Source organism: Paenibacillus agilis (genome assembly GCF_007786455.1).
Classification (GTDB): Bacteria; Bacillota; Bacilli; order Paenibacillales; family Paenibacillaceae; genus Paenibacillus_B; species Paenibacillus_B agilis.
The window spans coordinates 475365-491366 of sequence record NZ_VNJK01000002.1; the positions used below are offsets into that span (position 1 = coordinate 475365).

The 16002-nt window shown below is 41.6% G+C and carries 14 protein-coding genes; 8 read left to right on the top strand and 6 right to left on the bottom strand.

Features of this window, described 5'->3' with window-relative positions:
• Window positions 1-12: 12 nt before the first annotated feature.
• Both FPZ44_RS18490 and FPZ44_RS18495 read right to left on the bottom strand, forming a co-directional pair.
• On the bottom strand, window positions 13-777 hold the full coding sequence (locus tag FPZ44_RS18490) for an SDR family oxidoreductase (RefSeq protein ID WP_144992522.1): 765 nt from the start codon (window positions 775-777) through the stop codon (window positions 13-15).
• A 199-nt stretch (window positions 778-976) separates the two neighbouring features.
• Window positions 977-2881, bottom strand: a complete 1905-nt coding sequence (locus FPZ44_RS18495; protein WP_144992524.1) for an endonuclease MutS2 — start codon at window positions 2879-2881, stop codon at window positions 977-979.
• 560 nt (window positions 2882-3441) lie between these two features.
• Here FPZ44_RS18495 and FPZ44_RS18500 point away from each other — a divergent pair.
• Window positions 3442-4389: a hypothetical protein gene (locus FPZ44_RS18500; RefSeq protein ID WP_144992526.1), complete on the top strand. Its 948-nt coding sequence runs from the start codon at window positions 3442-3444 to the stop codon at window positions 4387-4389.
• A gap of 29 nt (window positions 4390-4418) precedes the next feature.
• Here the strand turns inward: FPZ44_RS18500 and FPZ44_RS18505 are convergent, their stop codons facing one another.
• Window positions 4419-4784, bottom strand: coding sequence for a hypothetical protein (locus FPZ44_RS18505; RefSeq protein ID WP_144992528.1), 366 nt, complete (start codon window positions 4782-4784; stop codon window positions 4419-4421).
• 260 nt (window positions 4785-5044) lie between these two features.
• Here FPZ44_RS18505 and FPZ44_RS18510 point away from each other — a divergent pair, with 260 nt between their 5' ends.
• Window positions 5045-6064: a hypothetical protein gene (locus tag FPZ44_RS18510; protein WP_144992529.1), complete on the top strand. Its 1020-nt coding sequence runs from the start codon at window positions 5045-5047 to the stop codon at window positions 6062-6064.
• A 78-nt stretch (window positions 6065-6142) separates the two neighbouring features.
• On the opposite strand, the gene FPZ44_RS18515 is transcribed toward FPZ44_RS18510, so the two are convergent.
• A complete protein-coding gene (locus tag FPZ44_RS18515) occupies window positions 6143-6598 on the bottom strand; it encodes an SRPBCC family protein (protein WP_144992531.1) in 456 nt (151 codons plus the stop codon).
• Window positions 6599-6669: 71 nt separating this feature from the next.
• The gene (locus tag FPZ44_RS18520; protein ID WP_144992533.1) at window positions 6670-8226 is read right to left on the bottom strand and encodes an SAM-dependent methyltransferase; all 1557 of its coding nucleotides are present in this window, start codon (window positions 8224-8226) and stop codon (window positions 6670-6672) included.
• Window positions 8227-8525: 299 nt separating this feature from the next.
• Here FPZ44_RS18520 and FPZ44_RS18525 point away from each other — a divergent pair, with 299 nt between their 5' ends.
• Together FPZ44_RS18525 and FPZ44_RS18530 are read left to right on the top strand one after the other, a co-directional pair.
• Window positions 8526-9077: a dihydrofolate reductase family protein gene (locus tag FPZ44_RS18525; RefSeq protein WP_144992535.1), complete on the top strand. Its 552-nt coding sequence runs from the start codon at window positions 8526-8528 to the stop codon at window positions 9075-9077.
• 242 nt (window positions 9078-9319) lie between these two features.
• Window positions 9320-9763, top strand: coding sequence for a hypothetical protein (locus FPZ44_RS18530; protein ID WP_144992536.1), 444 nt, complete (start codon window positions 9320-9322; stop codon window positions 9761-9763).
• Between the two features lie 120 nt (window positions 9764-9883).
• Here the strand turns inward: FPZ44_RS18530 and catA are convergent, their stop codons facing one another.
• Window positions 9884-10558, bottom strand: coding sequence for a type A chloramphenicol O-acetyltransferase (gene catA, locus FPZ44_RS18535; RefSeq protein WP_144992538.1), 675 nt, complete (start codon window positions 10556-10558; stop codon window positions 9884-9886).
• 352 nt (window positions 10559-10910) lie between these two features.
• Here catA and FPZ44_RS26525 point away from each other — a divergent pair, with 352 nt between their 5' ends.
• The 4 genes from FPZ44_RS26525 to FPZ44_RS18550 all read left to right on the top strand — a co-directional run bounded on the left by FPZ44_RS26525 (window position 10911) and on the right by FPZ44_RS18550 (window position 15831).
• Window positions 10911-11072: a hypothetical protein gene (locus FPZ44_RS26525; RefSeq protein WP_186786136.1), complete on the top strand. Its 162-nt coding sequence runs from the start codon at window positions 10911-10913 to the stop codon at window positions 11070-11072.
• A gap of 140 nt (window positions 11073-11212) precedes the next feature.
• Window positions 11213-12046 carry a MerR family transcriptional regulator gene (locus FPZ44_RS18540; RefSeq protein ID WP_144992540.1) on the top strand — a complete coding sequence of 278 codons (834 nt, stop codon included), beginning with the start codon at window positions 11213-11215 and terminating at the stop codon, window positions 12044-12046.
• Between the two features lie 200 nt (window positions 12047-12246).
• A complete protein-coding gene (locus FPZ44_RS18545; RefSeq protein WP_418789189.1) occupies window positions 12247-13263 on the top strand; it encodes an agmatine deiminase family protein in 1017 nt (338 codons plus the stop codon).
• A gap of 213 nt (window positions 13264-13476) precedes the next feature.
• A complete protein-coding gene (locus tag FPZ44_RS18550) occupies window positions 13477-15831 on the top strand; it encodes a M13-type metalloendopeptidase (protein WP_144992544.1) in 2355 nt (784 codons plus the stop codon).
• Window positions 15832-16002: the final 171 nt, after the last annotated feature.

Consider the following 16002-nt stretch of genomic DNA (forward strand, 5'->3'; position numbering starts at 1 on the left):
GTATCGCTTCATTCACAAACGAGAGCCGCCACTAGCATCAATTAACTGCCCCGTTACCCAACGGCTGTCAGATGAAGCAAGGAAAGCAGCAATATCAGCCACGTCATCAGGTTCTCCCCAGCGGTTGAAGATGGACAGCCCTGCTGCATATTTCTGTCCATTTACATCTTGCAGCGTTTCCGCATTCATCTCCGTATTTATAATACCCGGCTGGATCGCGTTCACCGTAATATGACGGCTTCCCAAATGCTTGGCCAATGCGAGCGTAAAGGTATCTATCGCACCCTTGGACATGCTGTAGGTAAATACACTAGGAGAAGCTACTCGTGTAACAAAGGAAGAAATAGTAATGATTCGTCCTTGGTCTCTTAAACGAGGTAGAGCTAATTGAGTAACAAACAGCGGTGCTTTCACATTGATGCTCATCACCTCATCGAACGATTGCTCTGTCGCCTCTTCTAGCGTTAAGATTTGACCAATACCAGCGTTATTGACCAAAATATCGAACTGATTGCAACTTGTTCGTTCCTCAAGGGCTTCATCCAACGCTGAAAATAAATCATGAATGCCATCGAGAGAGCGTAGATCGGCTCCAATCGCAATCGCACTCCCGCCAGCTTGCTCAATCTGATGGACGACAGCCTCTGCTTCCTTTCGTCTGCGACCATAGTGTAGTGCCACAAATGCACCTTCTTCGGACAAACGTACCGCAATAGCACGCCCGATACCACGGCTTGCACCGGTTACGAGAGCGACTTTCCCTTTCAATTTCCCCATGTCCTCATCTCCTCGTTTGCAATGTTTCGAATTCATGTTTAGTTGTATCACAAGGGACTATTTGAAATGTTGCGCTCTCATTCAGCCTATCGTCTCTCTACCCTTTACATATCCGATGAGAGGAAACAAAAAAGCAGGCCAACGGAATCATCCATCGGCCTGCTTGTATTGCGCGAACTGCCCACCATCTGCAAGCAACTTACTCTCGATTTTTTCTTATTTCTTTTTGAATGGCACGAAGTACTTTCTTCGATCCACGCTCGATATCATGCTGCATTTTCCTCGTCTTATAATCCACGAATAACGTACTTAGATCATACCCCTCTGGATATAATTCCTTCGCAGGTATTTCCAATGCCACTCGTCTCACATTTACCTTTAGGAACTCATTGTTGTAGAAGACGACCACATTGGCATACTGATCTCTCTCCTCGTAAACAAGACCGAAGTCATCGTAATCCAATAACTTTACACGGTCGCCTTTCGTAAATTCGACCTGTTTACCTTCCTTCTCTTCGGCAGTAACCTTGGTCTTCCTAACTTTACTTTCATGCACACGTTCCATATGGTATTCCTTATTCTCCATATAATCCTGTGCTCTTTGCAGTACCCGCTCGCGTATATCCATCTTGCGTGAAATCCACAGGGCGTTGCTCTCCCCAGACTTGCCTATAAGAAGCTTATACATCGGCTCCAGCGTTTCATGATTGAACTGCATTGCAGCATTCATAAAGTCACTGTGCATTTCCGAATAGCGTTTAATTTCACCATAATGGGTAGTCGCAACGGTGATGCAGCCCATATGATAAAACTCTTCCAAGATTGAAATGGCAAGTGCGGCCCCTTCATTCGGTTCCGTCCCGCTGCCGATTTCATCAAAGATCAATAGGGTGTTGTTGTTCGCCAATCTCATAATTTCCGAAAGGTTCTTCATATGAGAAGAGAACGTACTCAGTGCATTTTCAATACTTTGATTGTCCCCGATATCGATGAAAATATTATCAAATACTGCAATCTCCGTCTCCTTATCCGCTTGGATATGGAAGCCTGACATTGTCGCTAACGTTGCTAGGCCGATCGTTTTGAGCACGATCGTTTTCCCACCCGCATTCGGTCCTGTAATGATGAGACTGCGATACTGCTCTCCAATCTCAAAGTTTAGTGGAACAACCTTCCCTGTTAAAAGGGGGTGTCTGCAATTGACTAGCTTCACATATCCGATATCATTCAGCTTAGGCTCCACACCGTCAATATGTCTGCTGTACTTCGCTTTTGCAAATACCATGTCATATTGGCTGATTAGGTCCATATTGATTTTAATTTCGTGCAGATTTTCCGTGATCAATCCTGATAAAGCAGCTAAAATTTGATATTCCTCTACAGCCTCTTCTGCTCTCAAACCCGATAGTTCGCCGCTTAGCTTGGCAACGCTATGTGGTTCAATAAATACAGTAGACCCTTTTGAAGAGACTTCGACGATTGTTCCTGGAACATGATTTTTGTAAGACGCAATAATTGGAATTGTATAACGATCATTTTTCTGACTAATGAAAAATTCCTGAATGTACTTCTTATATTCGCTATTTTTAAGGAACTTTTGCAGACGATCCTTAATCTTCTCCTCTGTTGCTTCTATACTGTTGCGTATGCGCTTCAGCTCTTTACTAGCAGCGGAATCAACCTTACTGCCTTTAATCGAATAATTAATTTCTTCTTCGATGCCTGGGAATTCTGTCATCGAGTTCGCATAAGAAGACAACACAGGTGCATAGAACTCCTTATCCAGCATGAATTGTTTAATTTTCCGGCATCCTCGCAGGAAATCCGAGATACTAACCAACTCGCTTGGTGTTAGAAGCAGTCCTTTTTCAAGCTTTTGAATACTAAGCTCGATATTGGTCACTCCTAGGAATGGGATATGAGCGCCCGAATCTAAAAGTGCCCGTGCTTCAGTCGTTTCATTGAGACGCTTTTTGACAACCGTGATATTAGAGTTAGGCTTCAATGCATCTAGCAGCTGCTTCCCTAATCCACTCACACAGTAGGTTTTTACGTGTTCCTTCAGTTCGTTATATTGTAATTTTTCAAGTGTATGTTGATTCAATGTCGATTCTCCTCACTATGATTAGATGTGATCATACAAGGAAGATACCTACGACTAGATTTCAATGAACGTAGGTAGAGAATGTGCCAGAACACAAAAAAGCTGCGGGGATACCCGCAGCTCTGCTTGTATTTATAAGGCATGTGCATCATGAATATGCAGAAACAAACTATCCCATACGTATAGTCGTCCCCTGCATTATGCACGCATTATAAAGTGTCGTAGGTATCTTCATAGGTCGAAATAAATTCATGACAAAGCTAGGGGTGCTAAATATAGACCAATCCCCTGATGCCATCAAATTTACTTCATTCAGTTATCCTATTTAGAACCTACCGCACTCACAAAATGCACCTCTTTATATTTATCAAAATCATTCATTGAAATCTAAAATTGCTGACATCATCTTACTATGTAGGTATCAAAAAGTAAAGGACTGCTAAAAAAGATGGGCCATCGTGGATTTTTCATTTCAATCGTTGCCTATTGCACAATTGCCCATAAACTAATGTGAGCAATGGAATAAAACCTACTTACACAACTAATTAGGAGGAGACAGATTGAAAAATAAATCTTCGAAACCGAAATCGGTGCAATCGCGTTCTAATAAAGCAGCATCTCGCAGTATTAGAATTACAGGGTACGCACGTCCCCCTTTATCTTCAAAGAAGTCTAAGGTAAAGTCTAAGTCTGCGAAAGGTTCCATTCGAACCGTTCCTGGCTCCCTATTTTTCTACAATGGCTTGAATGGTACAGGAGCAACCGCCTTATTGGTTGCTGCGGGGAAATACACGTTCGTCAGTTCGCTTACCGGATTTAGTAGATGGACCCATATTGTCGGAGCCCCAAGCGGCGGCCTCCTCTTTTACGATGCTACGACTGGCAATGGGGCTACAGCTACCCTCGATTCCGCTGGGAAATACACCTTTGTCGGAGGACTCTCCGGGTTTGGAAACTGGACGCATATCACATCCGCCAATGAAAATGGCATCTTCTTCTACAATGCGATAACAGGAACTGGGGCAACGGCCTTGCTGGATGCCAACGGAAAATATACATTCGTCAGCTCTCTTTCCGGCTTCTCTAGATGGACTCATATCGTTGGTACCCCTAGTGGCGGTCTTCTGTTCTATGACGCCAATACGGGTAACGGGGCTACCGCCAAGCTCGATGCGGCGAGCAAATACACATTTATCGGTCCACTTTCAGGACTCAGCAGCTGGACAGATATAACCTCAGCCAACGAAGATGGCCTCCTCTTCTACAATGCAAATACAGGCTCTGGCGCAACCGCCCTGCTTGATGGCAATGGCAATTACACCTTTGTTAGCTCCCTCTCTGGTTTCAGCAGTTGGTCTGATATCGTCGGGACTCCTAATGGCGCCTTGCTCTTTTATAATGTTTCAACAGGAGCTGGAGCAACCGCGCTGCTCAATGATTCAGGCAATTACTCTTTCGTCAGCTCTCTTTCCGGGTTTAGTACATGGACTCATATTGTAGGGGTATAAGCACACCAGATATAGCCCGTTAGCTTCTGCTAACGGGTTACTTGACTTGCTTTATTCGCTTCTTCTAATTCAATATCGCTTAAATGTATCGCTCTCGTATGTTTGGTTGGATTCCAGTTGACGTTTTTCATCGTGATGAGAGACCAAATAAACAACGGCACATAAGTCAAATTAAAGAAGTACAAATATACATAGCTCCGGAGTAGATTTACGTTCTGGTTCGAATCAAGAAGCTGTGCGTATCCTACATAGATAAATTGGAACAATAAGCAGGCCATCCACACTTGCCAAGGAATGAGAGGATGCATATCTGATAAGTCCGTAGCTATCGATATGTACACAAGAATACCAGTTGAAGCACTTAACACAATTTTGCCGGGATTAATAAGGTACATAAAGCCATCAAATGCTTTAACATCTAGCTTGCTATGTGATTCGGTAGTTAGGGAACAACAACCATCTTAGCATGGAGTAGTTAAATATATCCAAAGAAACCTTGTTTTCATATAAAAAGTAACTACCACAGGCAGCAATCTTATTTTTGATAGACTGCGCCACTTCATATTTTAAAAAAGGTTAACAACTTATTGGCAGGAATGCTCTCCTATACGTTGAATATTGCATAAACGTTCAACACAAAAGGGAGGGCCCCAGCATGAGCGGTTATGATATGCATATCGGCAAGCTGATTAGCGGAAGACGGGACTTGGAAGGTAAGGGAGGCTATATCCTCTGTACTCCAGATCAAACTATCGTTGAAATCGATTCAACCAGTTCCATCAACGGTATGATTGTAAGTGCCAAGGACATTGGAGATGCCTTGTACGAGTATTGTAAATCTGCTTTGGATGATTACATAGCAGAGGGTAACAACAAGGATATTTACACCTTCTCCATCTATACCGATACGTACCATGGCAGCTACATCATATACATCAACAATCTGGAAGGCTTGAACCAAAGTGTGGAGGAAGCTCTTGGTGGTTCTCTTCGGCAGGAAGATGATCACGATAAACTAACTCGCGAGCAGCTCTATTATGAGTTTAAATACGCAGAAGCTGACTACCCTTTTATGTATGAAAAAATGCCTGAGCGGCTTGAGAAATGGCTGAGTATTTTTTGGTGCATCAGTGTGGAGGAGCCTAACTATCTTGAAATCGATCAAAACTATCTATTTGAGAAGACGCTCTTTGACTCCCAGCTGTTTCTAATTGCCATCGATGTAATCCATCGCTTGCAGCCTGACTTTCAGCCATTACATCGTACTGATGATTTCATTGCCTACGTCTCTGCAGCTGATGGTGTTGGAGGCGATTATCTGACCACTAGCCAGCTAATTCGAAAATGCATCAGCGAGGAGCAGCTGTACAAGGCGATGCCTGAAGTAAAAGAGAAGGATGAAGCCTTCTTAACAGCCATAAACACAGTACAGCAAAAGTCCCTTCGTGAGCAGGTTTTGCATTGGGTCACTGTCATAGAGCAAGGAGAATTCGGCAAAGGGAGTCCTCATAGCTTTTGGAAAACGGACTACGAAGCGTACGAGCAATTGATCGAACTCGGTGAACAAGCTATCCCTTACATCCAAGAGCAATTGGAGGGTACGTTACATCAGGGTACAACGTTTATTCTTGAAACTACTTTACGGGATTTGACTGAACCATCCTATTGGAGTTAACACCTATAAAAAGAGGCCAACTTTCTCAAAAAAGTTGACCTCTTTCTACCATTTACAAAAATATTCCTCTAGTTATTGCTAGCCAAGATACTCAGATTCAGCAGTCTTTTTTACATTCTCCAAAAATTGTACGACTACTTTGTCGGAGGCAAATATCATGAACAGCTTCATGAACCACTTCAATGCTTGATTCGTTACGGTATAGGTAAGCCTTGTTTTCTGCTCATCTACCCGGTGCAATTCATATAGAGCTGTAATCTCAAAGCAATTTGCCAACGTAAAGCGAATCTTTAATTTCTTATCGTCTTGATGATTAGAATACTCCAGCGTATGGACATCATATTCCTCAATCCGTTTACCTTCTTTGTATTTCTGGCGGTATACAGTGCCGACAACTTCTTCTGTGATAGTAACTGGCTTATGTTCCACCACTTGTGGCATTATCTTTTGCATTTGTTCTAACGATCCATCTAGATACGACCACACATGTTCGATGGGAGCATTAATTTCAATCTCCCTTGACCATTGCTTCACTATCCTTACCCCCTGCAAGTCCTAGCACTACTACTCCATTGCATGCAACGTTTCTTCCATATATGTTAAGACTATCTATTCTCAAATCTTTGCAGCAATTCAATTGCCTCTTCATTATCAGGCTCAAGCTCTACTAGCTTACGTGTGTAATCCAACGCATCTTCCTCTAGTCCTAACTCGAAACAACAAATAGCTAGACAATAATATACAGTGGATACAATCTCTTCGTCGTCCGCATCGATCGATAATTCTAAGAAACGTTTGGATTCTTCGTAAAGCCCCATTTCGAACAGAATCAATCCTGCATCAAGTGCTAAGTCATATCGCTGTTCCATTACGTAGTAAGAGGACCACATAAGCTGTATGCCTCTTAACAAATCCTGCATCTCTTCATCATTTGCATCTGACAGCAAACTAGAAATCTGCCTCGCACTTTGTATGAAAAATTCCGCATCATAGCCACCCAAACGCCAGAAGCTTATTATAGGCTGTAGTTCCATGCTATCTATATTACGATCAACCCATTCTTTCATACTAAAGAAATCGTCCGGACCAAATCGTTCAACAAATCGACGATACGCTAATCGAGTATTAGCATAGCTCATCGGTGTATCCAAATGGAATATACAACCCACATTTATATTTCTATAGTGATGCGGGGGAAATAACGACAAGGCCCCTTGTTGTTCATAAAAATGTTGAATCGCATGGTAGTTCGCAGTTACTGAAAAACTCGCGTGTAAAACCAACTCTGGTGGGTCTGAAAATTTCCAATTATCAAGCAAATGGTCGCCTTTATCTGCTGTGATTAATAGGAATCCTGCCTGTGATAACTGATTCAAGCGCTCTAAACAAATCAATCCTGCGATAGGAAATAAAATATGCGAATCGTCTAATTGTTCTTGGTAAATCGCGATTATATCACGGTAAGGGAAAGTTTCTTGTTCATACTCCGGTGCCCGTCGATGTTCATAACGTAAAGACATTTGATTTATTACTTCGGCCGGTTTAAGAGAATCAGTTTGTGTAGGGCTATTAATAATCACATCAGCTTCGTAAATATGACCCTCACTAATATAAATCAACTCTTGTGGAATACCATCGAAAAAGTAATTGGCAACGATAATTAAAGGTTGTTGCAAGTCGCCTGTACCGATGGTTTCGTCCTTGACTATGAGATTCAACTCCGTATCTTGAAGAGCATCAAATCGCGCAAAATCAAGTAATCCTTCAGTAATAAACGACTGTAAAGCTGGATGCTCCCTCCAAGCTAACACGTTGTTCATCGCCAAATCCGTCATAATATACTGGAACGGAGGTAATGCAATTTCCGCGTAATCCCTCAATTTACACAACTGATCCAGCACGTGGTAAGCAAGTCGTCCCGCTCCTGCCCCGAGTTCTACAATTAATACGGGCTCAGAAGAATGTCCCTTACTAGCTCGATCTTGAAGAAAGCCAAAAATCATCTCTGCATAAGAAGTTCCGATCATCGGATTACTCGTTATATATTGAGGAGTTTGGTCATTATTCCAAGCCTTCAATCCTAATTCTTCATAATAAGTGCGCTGCAACTCCCAAATTGGTGCCTCACTGAAGCGGTAACGTTGTTCTTTATTATTTGTCATTTAATCATTTCCTACTTTATCGTTAAATTATGTGTATCTAATTAAGTGCTATTCAATGGCCAATTGTAACATCTCCTCGTTGCTTATACTACAGGCAACAACTTTTCAACAAGATGGATGCCTCGACCACAATCCATAACAGAGCACCGACTATACATTTATTATACCGCCATTTTTCTCGACATAGACGGAGGTTTATGAATCTAGATGAAATGACGTTTTATATGCAATGGTTTATACTGGGAAATGTTGCTAATCAAGATGGCCTTTTTATATTTCTTAAGAACAGGGGGATTTTTATGGCTTTATTGGTTTACCACGTAGGAGTTTCACTCGATCATTTCATTACAGATCAGCCTATGGAGGATGGTCTGTTCGATCGTACACTTTTCTTATTTGATGGCGATCATGTCCCAGATTTTTTATCAGACATTCAAAAGTATGACGCTGTGTTAATGGGCGGTAACACTTATCAGTTTGGATTTCAATTCGGGAAAAATGCTGGGGAGCCTGGTTATGATGGAATCAAGCACTATATCTTTTCAAACACCATGCAGTTTGAATCTAACGCGGAAGTTGAATTGGTGAGAGGAGATGCAGGTGATTACATCGAGAAGCTGAAGAAGGAAACGACCGGGAAACTGTGGCTTTGCGGCGGTGGGCAATTGGCGGGTACACTCATTGAACGAAAACTGATTGATCAATTAGTGTTAAAGGTAAATCCAATTATCGTCGGATCAGGCGTGCCGCTATTCGGTGATGTAAAACCTCGTTTAAAGTTGGAGCTCATCGATATGAAACGTTATGAAAACGGAGTTATCAAACCAACCTACAATATTATTTATACCTAAACTATGCTGTGAGCGAAAATAGATAGGGCTGCCCATCGTGGGGAGCCCTATTACGTTATATCATGATGACCAGTCATGCTGCCAATGGCAATATGCTGGATATCCCCCTGCATTTTCAGTTATTTTTCGCTTATTTCAGTGAAATTGGCACCTTAAAGCAGTACTTTGTATGGTGATGGCAGTCTTCTTTCGGCTAAATTGAGCTCATGAAGTTCACAATTCCAATAAGGAGAGTGTTTAAAATGACACAACAACAAAACCCAGCAAGACAACTGATAGGAGAATCTTGGATTAGAAAAGTTTTAGTGGTGAATGGTGTTTCTTCTGGCGGGACTGCTCTGCTACTTCTTCTATTTCCCGGATTCGTTGGCAAACTAAGTGGTCTTGATAATCAGGCAGCCCTGATGGGGGCGGGAGCTTACCTGCTCCTTGTTGTAGCTTTTACATTCATAACAGCAAGCAGAAAAGTCGTTTCTCCTAAAGCCGTGCTTACTTTATCGGTAATCGATTTCCTCTGGGTCGCCAAAAGCCTCGTTCTATTGGGGGTGAGTAGTTCCTTCCTAACAGCCATCGGTACGGCTGCGGTCATCTTTGTTGGTATAGTCGTTGGAGTGTTCGCGGTATTGGAGGCGGTTTATTACAAACACAATCGCGATTACGGTAAAGTGGGGACACAGCATATATAAGATAGATGTCTGATGTTCGGACTCCGGCTCGGAAACAGGCCCGGAAAGCCCGATTAAAGTCAGTAATAAGGCTGCACATCCTAGGCAGCCTTATTACTCGTTTTAGTTTGAATTACTAACCTATTCTAATCGTTTATAGTTGGGCGTCATCCAATCGTCACAATTATCTGCCAGTCGTTGCAGCTCATTGAAGAGAATGCCCGCATGGTAACCATCACACACGGCGTGGTGGAGTTGTACCGATAGAGGCAACAACACTTGTGGACCTTGCCTATCGTATTTCCCCATTGTAAATATCGGCAGGAGAAAGCTCCCCTCCGTATAGATATTCAGATTAAAGCCCGTAAAATGAACCCACGGAATGCTGGAGATCGGGAACGTATAGGGTGGCTCATTAGGTTTGGCATGTAACCCCTTAGCTCCACCGTACTTTTCTAAATCCTCCAGATAACCTCTGTAGAACTCACCGAAATCCTCACAGTAACTCGTCCAGATCGTTGAAAAGGTCTTATCGTCATCGTGAAATACAGTAAAGCTGGGAGACATGCTATCCCAATAGCCTAACTTCCCTTCTGAATCCAAACATGTGCGATATTCATGATGGCGATTTACCACAGTCGTTATCATATAAATAAGTGCTGGATACAGCTTGATTCCCTTATTTTTAACCGCCGCATATAAGTAGCTAATATCAAGGTTAGCTGTCACACTAAACGTACATCTGACATGATTGAAATAATGCTCGAAATAAGGCTTTCTGCTCCACTTATCAACATTCAAAGGTTTAAAAATCATTTTTATATCCTCCTAAGATCATTAAAAATTCTGATTTAGGAGGCTTGATCCACTGCTTTAACCATATCCTTATCACGGCCCCAGAAATATTTTTAACACCCAATAATTACATTATATCTAATCAATCTAATCAGTAAATCTAATCAGTACTTAGCCAACACTATCGGCAGGTTCAGTTGCACTAACGGTCTTCACAGATGCTATTCTGCTTGTAATAGCTCATTTTGAATTGTAACGGATGCCAGAGAGCTTATTGGCCTGACAAGGCAATGAAATTCGTGAGTTTTGCTAAATTAAGCTCTCCCACGACCGTTAATCTATTATTATGCGATGTTTTTGGAAAATAGCGTTAGTGGCAACCGTTAGAGAGCCGTTAAAGCTAACGATATTCTACAACACAGACTTCACGAAAGTAGCACCACCGCATATCCCCGTATCCCCACCCATGAGCCAAGATGGCTCCTATTTGCGATTGATGAAAATTACTTCTTTGCTTCATTTACAAAATCAATAAATCAATAATTCGCGGCCAGATCGTAAACCATAAGAAAGTGAAACAACTAAAGTCAGCATAAAGCTTATACTGAATTTATAACAAGCAGACTACTCCGTAAAAATGATCAGGTTATTTCACACATTAAGGATGAGAGAGACATGTACACAATCAGCAGATTTTCGCAGCTTTGCAAGATGAGTGCACGTATGCTGCGACACTATGATAAAGAAGAGCTCTTAAAGCCGGTTCATGTAGATACCGCGAACGGGTACAGATATTACGAGAAAGACCAATTAGAAACGGCATTATTAATCAAAAAGCTAAAAGAATATAAGTTTTCCCTGCCAGAGATTAAAATGATTGTCCAATCATCAGATCGAACATTATTTCCTCAATTGGTGCAGTCGAAAATTAGTGAGTTATCCAACGAAGTGAATCGCTATCGTCAGATCATTGGCGAAATGCAGGAGTTAATGGAAACGAACTTGGATAGGATTCAAGAGGAAAGAAAACCTTATGATATATGGCTCGGTATGAGACAAGAAACTGGTGTCTTACGTCAAAGATTGCAGATAAACATAAAGGATATGGACAAGTACATAGATGCTTTATACGAAAAAGCGGAACACCATCAGCTTAAGTTACTTAGTACTCCGTCCACTGTATTTTTTGATGAAGAGTTTATTCCTGACCATAGTGATATTGAATTGATTATTCCGATCGTGCATAGCAATGGCAAATATGAAGATGCATCAAAAGAATGCCATATAAAAATATGGCCTGAAACGAATGTTGCCACTACGCTTCATATCGGAAGCTATGACGATATCGGATATGCTCATATTGCACTTGAAGAATGGATAGAAAGCAATGGATATCGCTTAGCTAGCCCCCCGTATGAAACGTATTTGAAAGGTCCTGAATATGACTGTCCTGCGGAAGAGTACATAACACAAGTCTTTTTCCCTGTCATAAAAACGGCACAGCAATAATGGCTTGACCTTAACACTATGTCAAAGCTTATTCTACATCCAAGAGAACGAAATCCGCCTGTAAAGGAGATTATGAGATGAATAAGATGATGGTATTGTGTTCAGGAGTATTAGTAACAGCAGGAGTCCTAGTGGGCTGCTTCCACAGCTCGCCTACTGAGAGTCACGGCGTGAAGGCACAAAGTGTAGGCAAATACACGATGCCTGATGAGAGAAGTAAACATGAAGGAACATGGCTGCAATGGCCTCATAACTACACTTATGGTAAAGGTCACAAAGAAAATCTTGAAGATATTTGGATCAAGATGACCAGCGCCTTAAGTGAAGGCGAGAATGTTCATATTATTGCTTATGATAAATACGAAAAGGAATATATTTATGATCTTCTGTATGATGAGGGCGTAAATATGGACAAAATCGACTTCTATATTGTGCCTACAGACGATGTATGGGCAAGAGATACGGCACCTATTTTTGTATACGATAAAGATAACAACCTGAAAATGATGGACTGGGGTTTTAATGGCTGGGGTAAGAAAACACCGTATAAAAAAGATGCCGCTATCTCAAAAAAGCTTAGCAAGCAGCTGGGTATGGAGAACATTGACCTTAATGAAGTCGTACTCGAAGGTGGCGCATTTGAACTAGATGGCAACGGTACTTTCTTATCGACACGCAGTGCTGTTACGAACAAAAATCGAAATGCAAAATTCTCAGAAGCAGATATAGAGTCATATATAACAGAATATCTTGGCGCTACGAATTTCGTGTGGTTAGATGGAGTGCCAGGTCTGGACATTACCGACTTCCATATTGATGGATTTGCGAAGTTCCATGACAAGTCCACGATTGTAACGATGAACGAAGACGATTTGGAAGACTGGGGCGTCACTAAGAAGGATATTAAAACCCTAATGAATGCTAAGAACGTATCCAACAAGTCGTATCAGTATGTAAAATTGCCACTTACTAAGAACAACGTCAAACTAGATAGTGGAAAGAATCTTGGATACAAAGGTTCTTACATCAATTATTATATCGGGAATACCGTTGTAATCGTTCCGAACTATAACGACCCTAACGACAAAGTAGCGAATGATAGGATTCAAAAATTGTACCCCGATCGTGAAGTCGTGGGCATTGATGTCCGCGAGCTTTATAAAGATGGCGGTATGATTCATTGTGTTACCCAACAGCAGCCAATCGATTTAAAGTAATCGTGTTACCGTATATCTAGGCAATATGTGAAAATTAAAATATACAGTTACACATAAGAGAGGAGTCATAACGACTCCTCTCTTTGTGTATAAATAGATTCCATCATTTTCAAACTAAATAAGTTCGGCTATAATATTGAAAATATAATTGGTATAAAATCCCTGTTATATTCTGCGTGTATACAAATAAATCTACCATGAAGGAGCACCACGATGAAAAAGAAGATTGTATCCATACTATTGGCCCTCTCAATGGCCCTATCATTCAGCGCATCCGTGTATGCGGATAAGCCAGCACCGCGAGCAACAAGAGGGGATATTGTTAACTCTTTATTGACGGCAGCAGATGCTTACCAACTGGGTATTTCTAAAGAAGCTATCATTCAAGGTTATAAAAACGGAAAACTCAATGAGAACGATCCCATTAAAAAGGTAGAAGCTTTAGTCATGTTGAGTAGAGCATTTGGTGAACTGCCAAAGCCCATAGGGAATGATTTACGTATCGGGACATTTGGTTTAACGTTCACTGATGTACCAGCTTGGGCTAAGAAAGATATCGATAAACTCGCAAAAGCAGGCGTACTGACAGCCAAATCTGACGGTACACTAGGCGTAAACGACCCCATTACTAGCGCAGAGTTCCAAACGATCATTGCCAGAGTGTGGGCGCTTAAAGGTACTCACTTAAACGATGATTTTTATGAAGCAGTCAATAAGAAGTGGCTAAATCAATCCACCATTCCTTCAGGGGAAATGATGGGCGGCGTACACTCCGATCTGCATCATTCGAATAATAAAAAAATAGCTACCATTGTGGAAGATCTCACTGGTAAGCAGTTCGCTTCAGGTACAAAAGAGCGTAAGCTCTCCGACTTTTATAACATGGCGCTAGATAAAGAAAAACGAAATAAGCTAGGCATTGAACCCATAAAAAAATACGTCACGGCGATTGATGGGGCTAACACGATCGATGAGCTTGTTCAGGCTGACCTTGCTATTGATAAGGCTTTAGGCTTTAGTACACTGTTCAAATTTGATGTTATTGGCGATATCAAAAATAGCAATACAAATGACCTGTATTACCTCGGGTTAAAAATAGGGCTAGATAAAAGTAGCTTTCTAACTGAAGATGCGAGAGCGAAGAAAGTATACATCGAGCAGATAACGAAATATCTCATGTTGACGGGTGAGAAAGAAACATCTGCCAAAGCTCGTGCAGAGAAAGTGCATGAAATGGAGAAGGGCTTGGCTGCCGTCTCGCTTGAACGCTATGAGCAAGGTGATGTCGATAAAATCTACAACCCGTATACCATTGAAAAATTTGATGACTTATACAAACAAGTCGATATGAAACAAGTGCTTACATCCATGAATTTGAACCATGCCGATACAATCATTGTTATGGATGAGAAGTTGGCGCAAAAAGGCGCAGCATTCATGACGGAAGCTAATCTTGATGTACTCAAGGCGTATGCCAAAGCAAAACTGCTAGACGAAACAAGTCTGCTTCTATCAGATGAAATCAGGAAGGTAACCCTTGATTTTTATGCAATGATATACGGCGTATCTGAACAGAAAGCCGATAAGGAAGTTGCCCTAGACCTAACATCAGCTGCGATGGGTCCATATTTGGAGCAGATGTTTGCCGAGAAGCATTTCTCCCCGAAAGCGAAACAGGATGTTGAGCAATTGGTAGAAAAAATGATTGCTGTATATGAAAAAAGAATAAACGCACTGGATTGGATGTCCGAAACAACAAAAGCGCAGGCCATTAAGAAGTTGAAGGCGATAACTGTTAAAGTTGGATATCCAGACAAGTGGGATACAGCCTTAGATAAAGTAACGATCAAGACATACGAAGATGGTGGCTCACTGTTTTCCAACTACTATGCAGCTACTAAGGCGAACATGGATGAGAAGAAAGCTAGTGTTGGACAACCAGTCGATAAACAAAAATGGACGACCAGTGTCTATACGGTAAATGCTTTCTACAATGTATTTAGCAATGATATGACATTCCCAGCTGGTATTCTCCAAGCCCCGTTCTATGATGTTAATGCCAAGCCTGAACAAAATCTCGGAGGGATTGGTACGTTAATCGGTCATGAGATCAGCCATGCATTTGATGATGAGGGAGCAACATTCGATGAGCATGGCAATGCGAAGAACTGGTGGACAGAAGAAGATTTGAAAAAGTTCCGTGAGAAATGCAAGGAAGTCATTTCATTCTACAATGGAATCGAAGTCGTCCCAGGTGCCGTTAGCAATGGTCAGCAGACACTAAGTGAAAATGTGGCGGATTTAGGTGGAATGGCCGTTGCCCTTCAAGTTGTATCGAAGATGAGCAAGCCTGATTACAAAGCATTTTTTGAAAGCAATGCTATAACCTCAAGAAACACGGTAACGAAAGAGGTCGCAGCATATCTCAGTACAGCAGCCGCCCATTCCAATGAAAAAATTCGAGTAAACCGTACAGTTGTAAACTTTAAAGAGTTCTACGATACGTACGGAATTAAGCCTGGGGATGGCATGTATGTGGCTCCAGAGGATCGAGTGTCAATCTGGTAAAACGGAGATCATATAGGAATAATCCTGAACATTTTTTCATCCATGCTATATCGCTAAGCCACTCCTATTCATGGGGTGGCTTTTCCTTGTCCAGCTCAGCCACATTCGGCACCAATAAAGACCGAGTTTTTATATAACGAAGTAATAAACTCTTCTGCAGAAGAATATTTA

Bases quoted from the DNA above. Each gene is read 5' to 3' on its own strand.
- FPZ44_RS18490 (WP_144992522.1), bottom strand. From the start codon at position 777: ATGGGGAAATTGAAAGGGAAAGTCGCTCTCGTAACCGGTGCAAGCCGT.
- FPZ44_RS18505 (WP_144992528.1), bottom strand. From the start codon at position 4,784: ATGTACCTTATTAATCCCGGCAAAATTGTGTTAAGTGCTTCAACTGGT.
- FPZ44_RS18510 (WP_144992529.1), top strand. From the start codon at position 5,045: ATGAGCGGTTATGATATGCATATCGGCAAGCTGATTAGCGGAAGACGG.
- FPZ44_RS18520 (WP_144992533.1), bottom strand. From the start codon at position 8,226: ATGACAAATAATAAAGAACAACGTTACCGCTTCAGTGAGGCACCAATT.
- FPZ44_RS18525 (WP_144992535.1), top strand. From the start codon at position 8,526: ATGGCTTTATTGGTTTACCACGTAGGAGTTTCACTCGATCATTTCATT.
- FPZ44_RS18530 (WP_144992536.1), top strand. From the start codon at position 9,320: ATGACACAACAACAAAACCCAGCAAGACAACTGATAGGAGAATCTTGG.
- catA (WP_144992538.1), bottom strand. From the start codon at position 10,558: ATGATTTTTAAACCTTTGAATGTTGATAAGTGGAGCAGAAAGCCTTAT.
- FPZ44_RS18540 (WP_144992540.1), top strand. From the start codon at position 11,213: ATGTACACAATCAGCAGATTTTCGCAGCTTTGCAAGATGAGTGCACGT.
- FPZ44_RS18545 (WP_418789189.1), top strand. From the start codon at position 12,247: ATGCCTGATGAGAGAAGTAAACATGAAGGAACATGGCTGCAATGGCCT.
- FPZ44_RS18550 (WP_144992544.1), top strand. From the start codon at position 13,477: ATGAAAAAGAAGATTGTATCCATACTATTGGCCCTCTCAATGGCCCTA.